We start from the raw sequence: 6,712 nt of genomic DNA, 5'->3' as shown, positions 1-6,712 counted from the left end.
GTCTTCTGCCACGGCGTAGCCTGTGTTCACACCTGTATCGATGCCAATGAGATACTTAGTCATTCAATACAAACTCCCCATCACCTTTGCAAAAACACACATAGCCAACTTGAACGGTTAAATTGCGATACCCGATGCCCTTGTCAAAATCAAAGAGCTTATCGCCGTGTATAAATCTCAAGTTTTTAAAGAATGGTTGTGCTGTAAAAAATGCTTCAAATTCTTCAGTACGATCTACTAATTGGATAACCTCCACATCACCAGTAAAGCAACTAAACGGCGTTCCATCATCCAAACGCCCATACACACGACCATCTTCAACTCGGTCTAACACACCGTATCCAGTGAAGCGTTTGCCTGAGTAAATCGTTGCTGATTCACCAATAAAATCTACTTTTACGCGGTCGCCTGCTTTCATTGCTCACCCCAATCTATTTAATTTATATGCTTCATTCACATGCGCCTCCGAAACTCTCGTATTGGGGCTAATGTGATTGCGAATATCTGTTACATGGTCGGTTCGGTCGTGGTCAGCGATGGCTGCTCTCAGATCATCCAAGTAAACCGTGTTGTCTCTAACGCCAGAATCCCCCAAACGCCACGAGTAGCACTCCGCACCTTCTGGAGCTTTTTCCACGATCTCACGACACTTTTCTATGCCACCATAGCGCTGCACCAAGCCTTGAGCATCTACACCATATTTTTCGATTAAGTTCACGCCACTCTCTCCCGTTGTTCAATCGCTTTCATTGCTAACTTAATTTGCTCATAACGCTCTTTTGAGCATGGTCTATTTTGTTGGGTTATTTGCGATATAAATGAATGAGCTACTTTCAACTCTCGACATAGATCGCCACCACGGCCCTTGCGTTCTTTGCACCACCGATCCAAAGCCTTAATCTCTGCAAGCGTTGCCTGATCCTCCTTTTGTCGAGCACGCTTCTTATGAGTTTCTGATACAGCGCCTGCCATAATTTCATGCATGGTCTTTTGGGGTTTTGGTTGTCCGTTGTTCCACCCCTTATGAAGCTCACCAGAGAAACCTTGAGGCAATTCATTCACTTCACCGCCACACGTTAAAAACAACTCCAAATCACTCTCAAGCTGTTCACGCAGGGTCTTCTTTTTCTCTAGTTCCGAAAATGTGGTGTTTTTACCCGCTTGAGCTGCTGTAATTCGAGCTTGAAATTCTTCTTTGTTCACGCTTCACCCTCAACACGATTAAACGTCTTCCCTATTCTTGCTGCCAATTCAGGCGGGCAAGGAACACCTGTACGGTTTCGCTCATGGTTATCAAGCTGCTTTAGAGCCTTAGGCTTCACCCACATTTCTTGAGTCTTGCCACTCGCCTTAGCACGGCGTAGGTAATCCATATAAATATCTTTGAAAGCGAAGTGAGCCGATTTTTGCCCCTCTGCGCTCAACACATGGCGAACTTCATCAAGTACACGCTTGGTCAGCGTTGTGATCTTCGTTTGTGGATCTGATTCAAACTGCATAGCCTTTGCCCACGCCATATCAGCCGTCCACCAATCACCGCCCTGTTCACACCAGCTGCGGAATGTCGGTAAATTCTTCGGGCACCACTCCTCAGAGTTCATGCGCGCTAAACCACGTGCGATATCTGCTGGGGTTAGGCCATTTAGGACTGTGCAGGCCAATTGGCGAAGTTCTTCATCCGCATAAACCTCAAAGTTTTTCGTGAATGCTGATCCGTAAAGATCACTCATGCGCTGAAGAACCATGTCCGCTACTTCAACTGGGAAATCAATCGCAAATGCTTGCTCAAATAATTGGATATTGCTCATGCGCACTCTCCTTGAACATCACGCATTGGCGCTGGTTGATTTGCTTGGCTGCCAAAACGACGGCGTTCCAAAGGTTGTTGAACTGGTGCTTGTGTATTCTTCGGTGGGTATACGCTTTGGTAGCTACCGATGATCGAAGACTCCAAGGATTGATTTGCCCCTACACCAAAACCAATTAATTTGTTGATCAGCAACTTCACGGCGTTTTCAGTCAGTGGTTTTTTGATGCTGTTGCGCATGTCAACAAACTGAACCCACAAATCACGATTTACATTCGCTGGTAACTCAACCGATTTTGGATCGAATTGATTTTGCTTTTCCGCTTTTGGTTTTTCAGCCTTAGGTTGTTCAGGAACACTCTTACTTTTTTTATTTATTTTTTTATTTTGTAGAGTGTCTTTTGATAGTGTCTTTTGTGTGTAAAGAATTTTTACTAGTGGTGGTAAAGATTCTTTACTAGCGTAGTTAAATTTCTTTACTAGTAAAGATTTTTTACTAGTGCCTTCAGGTAGTAAAGAATTTTTACTAGGGAAAGACATTTTCCAACCAACAACACATTCGTCATTCAGCTTAAAAGTATTGCCATGGATGGTTGATCCGCACTCAATTACCAAACCTACTTGAATGAGTTCAGCAATTGCTTTTGTGACTGTAGGACGGCTCTTGCCTGTCATCTTTTGGAACTGGCTTAGAGAAATCGAATCATGCTCTTTGTACCAGCCACGTGTCTTACGACAGATGATCAAATACAGCTTTGCTGCAACATCCCCAATTTGACAAAGAACATCGTCTACAAAGGCGTTAGGTACCTGAAAGCTGTTAGGAGTGAATTGACTCATTTGTTTAATAACCCCGCAGCAGCAACGAGTGCCGTTAATCTTGTTAATCCAAAGGCTGTAATGCGTGCTTGGGTGTAAACCTTGTCACCCTCTACACATGCAATCACCTGTGAAACCTTGTTTACCATTACCTTTTGCTCTACTCGTTGTGCATATGCACATAACCGTCGGTGACGGCTGTTTTCTCTAAATACCCAGCGCTTCTTCAACATGAAGTCAATGAGCTTTGATTCTTGAATGCCGATGGTCTTTGCTGAATCACGGATTGAATATGTGTTTACCGTGTCTGCAATCACATCCATCACCTGTGCCTTAGGCTCTAGCACGGCGACATGGTCCTTAAGCGCTTGGTTTTCTTGTTCAGCAGCTAAGGCCAATTGAATTAGATCCATTCGACTGAGTTCAACAGGCTTTGCAGCTTGGCTTTCCAACTCATACCAACGCTTTACCAGGAGCGCCGTGAATTGAGGGCAAAGCTGTGCAACCACGGTAATGCTGTCTAATTTCCCTTGCTCACCGCTAAAAACGTATGCATCAGAGAAGCGATTAGGGCTAAGTGACTGTTTGTTTTCAACTTTCGCCATTGGCGGTAGTTGAATTACGTCTTTTTGGGCTAATCGCTCAATAGAAAGCTTCACATTGCGCGGTTCTGTATGAACAATCTGAGCAATTTCAATGTGATTGATTGAACCTGTAATTGCTTGTGGTATACTTATTGGCATATTCATAAAGATTTACCCTCTGAATTGAATACAAAAGCCTGATCCCCAAGATCAGGCTTTTTTACTTTCTAAATCCCTGTGAGTCCCATCTGGTCCCTCACGAAATTCGACTTCGGTGCTTAAATCCCGCAACAAAGCTGATACTCCCAAGCGCTCAAATGATTTTGCTTGTAAATTAAGTACATGCCACTCACCTGCAATTTCTTTCTCAAGTAGGTAAGCCATATATTGGGCAAGATCTTTGCCTTTGATTTCAGATAAAACTTTTGCTCGTTCATGGTTTTCAGGAGACAAGCGGACATGTGTAGATTTCTTTTCAAGGCTCATGGTTGTTCCTATGTAATTTTTTTATGCGGTAAAGTCGGTTCGATTTCTGCCAGTTTAAAAGCAGCAGCCTCTGGAACTGAGTCACCCCACTGGTAAACAGCTTGGCGTGTAATTTTTAAGATTTTTGCGATTTTGGGCGCATTGAACCGTGCTAATACATCGGCCTTCTTCATCTCAATTCGCATAATAGATCCGTAAATAAAACTTTATTTTGTCAAGAATACTTGACCTTATTTTGATTAGCAAGCTTTACATATGAAAAGTTAAGCTTTCTTTACATTCTTAATATGGCATTAGCCATGAGATTTAGTTATGAGCACACTTCAAGAGCGAATGTCTTTAGCTATAAAAAATTTTGAAAAAAGCACTGGCAAACGATTTAAAAATACTGATTTAGCAAGATTTGCAGAGGTGACTCGCGCAAATGTTGGTCTTTGGATTAACGGCCCAACAAAGGAACTCGAGGGCTCTAAACTGTTAAGAGTTTCTGAGTTTATGGGTGTGAACCCTTTATGGCTTGCTGGTGAGCGAGCACCAATGCTATTAAATGACCCAACTTCTCTAGATAACAACATTGACCTATCAAAAAAAATCCCCTTAGAGGGTCGCCCTATTCCTGTTATTTCATGGGTTGCGGCAGGCTCACTTTCTTCAATTGAGACCGTTTTAAAAGACACTGAAATTGATGAATGGCTTCCACCAAATAAAGACTGTGGAAAAAGTGGTTACGGCTTAAAAGTTACTGGCATGTCAATGTCACCTTACTTTCTTCCAGATGACCGTATTTATGTGAATCCAGAGGTACAAACTTTTGATTTGCAAACTGGCGATCTAGTCATCATTGCTTGCTATGGAGAAACTGAAGCAACTTTTAAGAAATTAATTATTGAAGGTGATAATAAGTATTTACAGCCATTAAACCCAAATTGGCCAGAGCAAATTATAAAGCTTAGTGAAGACTGCCGATTAGTTGGTAAAGTTGTTGGTTTATATAGAAAAATTTAAAAGGAAATACTTAAACATGCATCTTGATAGACAATTACAATATGAAATTTTGCGACTTTCCTCAGAGCATTATCCCGATTCCATAGATGACAATGATTTTCCAGATGACATGGAAACATCTAGTGAAGGAACAAATCGGAAGCTTTTTGCAAATTTAAAATATCTTGAGGAGTATGGTCTAATAAAGAGTGGATCATTTGATACCACTCTTGAAGGTGATTACTTTATACAGTCAATTACTATAACAAATAAAGGTTTAGATCTGTTAGCGGATGATGGTGGTTTAGGCGCCATACTTAATGTGGTTACAGTTAGGTTTGAGACCGAAACGCTTAGAGCAATTCTAGCAACAAAAATTAACCAGTCTGAATTAACTCCTGAGAATAAGAAATCAATGATTGATGCACTCGAAGAGCTTCCTGCCGAGTCCATAAAACACCTGACCACAAAATTACTGGATGAGTGTGTTGATAATCTGCCGGCAGCAGTTGTTCTAATTGGAACGTGGTTGGGCTCTTTCTAATAAACTTGAGCAACATATTCCCCCCACTAAGTAAAAACACGTCAGAATTTATATCTAGCTCAGTATAAATACCAGGATGCTCACCGTTTAAATGGAAGCATAAATTACTAAATGTACCCATAAAAATACCTTTACTGCCACTCATAACAAACTACATTCAACCCACCCCTGCGGTGGGTTTTCTTTTGTCTATTAAAGCATATTGTAGAGTTTAATTTACATTAAAATGTAAATAACGCTTTACACTATAATTATTGTCAAGTAATCTTTACTCACACACCAACCCAATGTGAGTAAACCAAAATGACAAAACAAACAGATGCACCTCAATTCGTTGCCGACCTCTCAGGCGGTAATTTCTCGCAACAACTTGGTATCGCTATTTCAGAAGTAGCTCAAGGCGTTGTAGCAAACGGCAAAAAAGGCCAAGTCAAAGTAACCATCGATATTGCACGTATTGGTGAATCGAACCAAGTGAATATCTCGCACACACTTGCCTATGTAGAACCTACTGCCAAAGGCAAACGCTCAGAAGACACAACCTCTGAAACACCTATGTATTTAAACAACGATGGCAGCGTGACTATCTTCGCCAATCACACAAAACAATTGTTTAACGAATTCGAAAAAGCTTAACCAACAACACAAAACCTTTAATTTTTAACCCTCAATAGGAATGTTCCAAATGGAAAATACAGAAGCAAATGCAATCGCGGTACTTGCAAACCCAGTTAAAGATGTAGCTCGTGGTGATTTAGTTGCGGTACATGAAGATTATAAAATTCAAGATTTAGAAATTTTCCAAGGTGGTCGTGAGCGTGCACGTGGTGTTTTAAAAACCCCAACAATGGCAGACTTCAAATCATTTGTTATTGACGGTCAGTTCGGCGATGCACCTGTCTTTGTTGATCATAAAAATGTTACAGCCACATGCATTTTGAATTATTCAGATGGTGTATATGAACAAGGCCATTGCGACCACAAAGCCATCTTACAACTAGAACCAACTGTTGTTTGGTCAAAGTTGAATGCACTTAAAGACCGCAAACTTTCTCAGCGTGATTTTGCTGTCTTCTTGGAAGACTGGGTAAGTGTTTTAGAAATTACTGATGCTGCAGGTAATGTGATTGGCGGCGCACAAGCATTGGCGGCTGTCCGCAATATGAAAATTGATGCGACGGTTAGTGTTGATAACTCAGTTGGCAATATGTCTGAAAGTCGCTCTCGCTTTGACCAAGTTGAAGCTCGTTCTAAAGAAGAATTTACGCCTGCATATTTCAAGATCCGTGACTCTGCTTATTTTGGTTTAGATGAGCGTCTTATTGTTCTGCGTCTAGTCATCAACACAAATGACGATAAGCCAGTATTCTCAATTCAGATCGTGAAAGAAGAATTATTGCTAGACGAAATCATTCAAGACTTTAAAGCCAAAGTAATTGAATTACTGCCTGACAACCCTGTTCGTATTGGAACATTCACAGCTTAATT

General features: G+C 41.2%; 12 protein-coding genes. 4 read left to right on the top strand and 8 right to left on the bottom strand.

Going from position 1 to position 6,712, the window contains the following annotated elements:
• Positions 1 to 55 precede the first annotated feature (55 nt).
• The 8 genes from MF4640_RS09975 to MF4640_RS09940 are packed head-to-tail and all read right to left on the bottom strand — an operon-like array spanning position 56 to position 3,881.
• Positions 56 to 418 carry a hypothetical protein gene (locus tag MF4640_RS09975; protein WP_078389467.1) on the bottom strand — a complete coding sequence of 121 codons (363 nt, stop codon included), beginning with the start codon at positions 416 to 418 and terminating at the stop codon, positions 56 to 58.
• 3 nt (positions 419 to 421) lie between these two features.
• Positions 422 to 718 (bottom strand): hypothetical protein, encoded by a 297-nt coding sequence (locus MF4640_RS09970; RefSeq protein WP_227518641.1) that lies wholly within the window; start codon positions 716 to 718, stop codon positions 422 to 424.
• Positions 715 to 1,203, bottom strand: coding sequence for a hypothetical protein (locus MF4640_RS09965; RefSeq protein WP_078389466.1), 489 nt, complete (start codon positions 1,201 to 1,203; stop codon positions 715 to 717). Before MF4640_RS09965 ends, MF4640_RS09970 begins: the two co-directional genes overlap by 4 nt.
• Positions 1,200 to 1,808 (bottom strand): restriction endonuclease, encoded by a 609-nt coding sequence (locus MF4640_RS09960; RefSeq protein WP_078389465.1) that lies wholly within the window; start codon positions 1,806 to 1,808, stop codon positions 1,200 to 1,202. The genes MF4640_RS09965 and MF4640_RS09960 overlap by 4 nt, the downstream gene beginning before the upstream one ends.
• Positions 1,805 to 2,647 carry a replication protein gene (locus tag MF4640_RS09955; protein WP_078389464.1) on the bottom strand — a complete coding sequence of 281 codons (843 nt, stop codon included), beginning with the start codon at positions 2,645 to 2,647 and terminating at the stop codon, positions 1,805 to 1,807. Before MF4640_RS09955 ends, MF4640_RS09960 begins: the two co-directional genes overlap by 4 nt.
• Positions 2,644 to 3,375 carry a phage antirepressor KilAC domain-containing protein gene (locus MF4640_RS09950; protein ID WP_078389463.1) on the bottom strand — a complete coding sequence of 244 codons (732 nt, stop codon included), beginning with the start codon at positions 3,373 to 3,375 and terminating at the stop codon, positions 2,644 to 2,646. The genes MF4640_RS09955 and MF4640_RS09950 overlap by 4 nt, the downstream gene beginning before the upstream one ends.
• 45 nt (positions 3,376 to 3,420) lie before the next feature.
• Positions 3,421 to 3,696 carry a hypothetical protein gene (locus MF4640_RS09945; RefSeq protein ID WP_078389462.1) on the bottom strand — a complete coding sequence of 92 codons (276 nt, stop codon included), beginning with the start codon at positions 3,694 to 3,696 and terminating at the stop codon, positions 3,421 to 3,423.
• Between the two features lie 8 nt (positions 3,697 to 3,704).
• Complete coding sequence (locus tag MF4640_RS09940) at positions 3,705 to 3,881, bottom strand: Cro/CI family transcriptional regulator (protein ID WP_078389461.1); 177 nt, start codon at positions 3,879 to 3,881, stop codon at positions 3,705 to 3,707.
• Between the two features lie 127 nt (positions 3,882 to 4,008).
• Here MF4640_RS09940 and MF4640_RS09935 point away from each other — a divergent pair, with 127 nt between their 5' ends.
• From MF4640_RS09935 to MF4640_RS09920, 4 genes are all read left to right on the top strand, one after another.
• Positions 4,009 to 4,701: a LexA family protein gene (locus tag MF4640_RS09935; protein ID WP_078389460.1), complete on the top strand. Its 693-nt coding sequence runs from the start codon at positions 4,009 to 4,011 to the stop codon at positions 4,699 to 4,701.
• Positions 4,702 to 4,717: 16 nt separating this feature from the next.
• Positions 4,718 to 5,224 (top strand): hypothetical protein, encoded by a 507-nt coding sequence (locus MF4640_RS09930; RefSeq protein WP_078389459.1) that lies wholly within the window; start codon positions 4,718 to 4,720, stop codon positions 5,222 to 5,224.
• 303 nt (positions 5,225 to 5,527) lie between these two features.
• Positions 5,528 to 5,860, top strand: a complete 333-nt coding sequence (locus MF4640_RS09925) for a hypothetical protein (protein WP_062034566.1) — start codon at positions 5,528 to 5,530, stop codon at positions 5,858 to 5,860.
• Positions 5,861 to 5,909: 49 nt separating this feature from the next.
• Entirely contained in the window at positions 5,910 to 6,710 is an 801-nt protein-coding gene (locus tag MF4640_RS09920; protein WP_078389458.1) for a DUF2303 family protein, read from the top strand.
• Positions 6,711 to 6,712: the final 2 nt, after the last annotated feature.

The organism is Acinetobacter sp. MF4640 (assembly GCF_002018895.1).
GTDB classification, from domain to species: domain Bacteria; phylum Pseudomonadota; class Gammaproteobacteria; order Pseudomonadales; family Moraxellaceae; genus Acinetobacter; species Acinetobacter johnsonii.
Note: the sequence above shows the minus strand (reverse complement) of the source record. Positions and strands in the feature narration are given on the sequence as shown.

Coding starts and splice junctions, on each gene's coding strand:
- MF4640_RS09975 (WP_078389467.1), bottom strand. CDS start 418: ATGAAAGCAGGCGACCGCGTAAAAGTAGATTTTATTGGTGAATCAGCA.
- MF4640_RS09960 (WP_078389465.1), bottom strand. CDS start 1,808: ATGAGCAATATCCAATTATTTGAGCAAGCATTTGCGATTGATTTCCCA.
- MF4640_RS09955 (WP_078389464.1), bottom strand. CDS start 2,647: ATGAGTCAATTCACTCCTAACAGCTTTCAGGTACCTAACGCCTTTGTA.
- MF4640_RS09950 (WP_078389463.1), bottom strand. CDS start 3,375: ATGAATATGCCAATAAGTATACCACAAGCAATTACAGGTTCAATCAAT.
- MF4640_RS09945 (WP_078389462.1), bottom strand. CDS start 3,696: ATGAGCCTTGAAAAGAAATCTACACATGTCCGCTTGTCTCCTGAAAAC.
- MF4640_RS09940 (WP_078389461.1), bottom strand. CDS start 3,881: ATGCGAATTGAGATGAAGAAGGCCGATGTATTAGCACGGTTCAATGCG.
- MF4640_RS09935 (WP_078389460.1), top strand. CDS start 4,009: ATGAGCACACTTCAAGAGCGAATGTCTTTAGCTATAAAAAATTTTGAA.
- MF4640_RS09930 (WP_078389459.1), top strand. CDS start 4,718: ATGCATCTTGATAGACAATTACAATATGAAATTTTGCGACTTTCCTCA.
- MF4640_RS09925 (WP_062034566.1), top strand. CDS start 5,528: ATGACAAAACAAACAGATGCACCTCAATTCGTTGCCGACCTCTCAGGC.
- MF4640_RS09920 (WP_078389458.1), top strand. CDS start 5,910: ATGGAAAATACAGAAGCAAATGCAATCGCGGTACTTGCAAACCCAGTT.